The 1,646-nt window shown below is 36.5% G+C and carries 3 protein-coding genes and 1 pseudogene; 3 read left to right on the top strand and 1 reads right to left on the bottom strand.

The genetic code is table 11. The annotated features are described in order from the left end of the window. The first annotated feature begins 64 nt into the window (after positions 1–64). Together rpsR and rplI are read left to right on the top strand one after the other, a co-directional pair. On the top strand, positions 65–328 hold the full coding sequence (gene rpsR / locus ACR2F7_RS07600; RefSeq protein ID WP_012780908.1) for a 30S ribosomal protein S18: 264 nt from the start codon (positions 65–67) through the stop codon (positions 326–328). Between the two features lie 10 nt (positions 329–338). After that, positions 339–782 (top strand): 50S ribosomal protein L9, encoded by a 444-nt coding sequence (gene rplI, locus ACR2F7_RS07605; RefSeq protein WP_339591612.1) that lies wholly within the window; start codon positions 339–341, stop codon positions 780–782. A gap of 163 nt (positions 783–945) precedes the next feature. Here the strand turns inward: rplI and ACR2F7_RS07610 are convergent, their stop codons facing one another. Next, on the bottom strand, positions 946–1,236 hold the full coding sequence (locus ACR2F7_RS07610; protein WP_432712983.1) for a hypothetical protein: 291 nt from the start codon (positions 1,234–1,236) through the stop codon (positions 946–948). 119 nt (positions 1,237–1,355) lie between these two features. Between ACR2F7_RS07610 and ACR2F7_RS07615 the strand changes: the two are divergent. After that, positions 1,356–1,646, top strand: a pseudogene (locus ACR2F7_RS07615) (monofunctional biosynthetic peptidoglycan transglycosylase); the annotation flags it as partial.

A 1,646-nucleotide genomic window follows, 5' to 3' on the forward strand; every position in this document is an offset into this window, starting at 1 on the left:
CTTACAATGAGAAAAAACGCAGTGGTGCTTTTAACAAAAAACCTAAACAGGAGGCTGCAGTATAATGGCTAAGGATCAAATACAATATGTTACCGCTCCAAAAGTGGACGATAACAGAAAAAAATATTGCCGTTTCAGAAAAAATGGTATTAAATATATTGATTACAAAGACGCAAACTTTTTGTTGAAATTCATCAATGATCAAGGTAAAATTTTACCTCGCCGTTTAACGGGTACTTCATTGAAATTCCAACGTAAAGTGGCTCAGGCTGTAAAGCGTGCGCGCCACATTGGTTTGTTACCTTTCGTTGCTGACCAATTAAAATAGGAGCTGAAACATGGAAATTATTTTAAAACAAGATATCAAATCCCTAGGGGAAAAAGATGATATCGTGAATGTAAAGCCAGGATATGGTCGTAACTACTTAATCCCACAAGGATTTGGTGCTTTGGCTACTCCTTCAGCTAAAAAAGTATTAGCAGAAAACTTAAAACAAGCTGCTTTTAAACAAGATAAAATTAAGAAAGATGCTGAAGGTATTGCTGAACGTTTAACTGACGTGAAGTTATCTATCGGTGCTAAAGCTGGTGAAACAGGTAAGATTTTTGGTGCAGTAAACACTATTATGATTGCTGACGCATTGAAACAGCAAGGTTTTGATGTTGACCGTCGCCGTATTACTTTCGAAACTGAACCTAAATTTGTTGGTGAATATATCGCTAACTTAAACTTACACAAAGAAGTGAAAGTTAAAGTTCCTTTCGAAGTTGTAGCTGAGTAAGCTCTTTTCAACAAGCATAAAAAAAGCGTTCTGAATTTCAGGACGCTTTTTTTATGTCTTTTTATGCTGATGCAGGGGAAAGATTGATGCAATCATCGATGGGCTGCTTCAGAAATGCAGTTTAGGTAACCACAAGCTAATGTTAACAAGCCCTTTTGGGGTTTTATTTTCTTCGGCGGCTGCGGCCTTCGTCAATCAGTTTCCTGATTTCTTTAACGTCACTCTTAGAGAAACCTTTAACTTCTATTTTATTGCCATTAATGAACAACCTGATGGTAGAAAAGCCAATCATCGGTGAGTCAACTTCAATGGCCGTAATGTCTTCATAATTCAAATACTTTGAATCGCCACTAAAAACACCGGGTTTTTTAATTTCTATATTGTTCTCTTCTAAATGGATCTCTACCGGGAAAGCTTTGTTGCCTTCAGAGAGTCTTGATGCAGTGAATTTCATTTGATTCTATGGATTAAGGACGTTTTATTTAGCTATAAATAAGGTGTAAATATACAAATTTCCCTCTTGTTAATAATTTGCTTTCTTTAACTGAATAATGTTTTTGCTAGCTTTGAGCGATGGCAATAAAGAAACGCGTTTCTCCAAAAGGGAAACAACCACTACTCAAAAAAATAAGCTCCCTGCTGAGCAAAATCCTGATCTGGTTCATATTGGTTAGCATTTTATGGGTACTTGCCTATCGTTTTATCAATCCACCGATTACCTTGTTAATGATTGGAAGAAATTTTGAACGTAAAGCAGCAGGCAAATCTTTTAAGATAGAAAAAAAGTGGGTTGATTTCAAGGACATGTCCGACAATATGAAAAGGGCTGCCGTGGCTGCTGAAGACCAGTTGTTTTTAAAACAC

It is taken from the genome of Pedobacter sp. (assembly GCF_045628745.1).
GTDB lineage: Bacteria > Bacteroidota > Bacteroidia > Sphingobacteriales > Sphingobacteriaceae > Pedobacter.

Bases quoted from the DNA above. Each gene is read 5' to 3' on its own strand.
- rpsR (WP_012780908.1), top strand. From the start codon at position 65: ATGGCTAAGGATCAAATACAATATGTTACCGCTCCAAAAGTGGACGAT.
- rplI (WP_339591612.1), top strand. From the start codon at position 339: ATGGAAATTATTTTAAAACAAGATATCAAATCCCTAGGGGAAAAAGAT.
- ACR2F7_RS07610 (WP_432712983.1), bottom strand. From the start codon at position 1,236: ATGAAATTCACTGCATCAAGACTCTCTGAAGGCAACAAAGCTTTCCCG.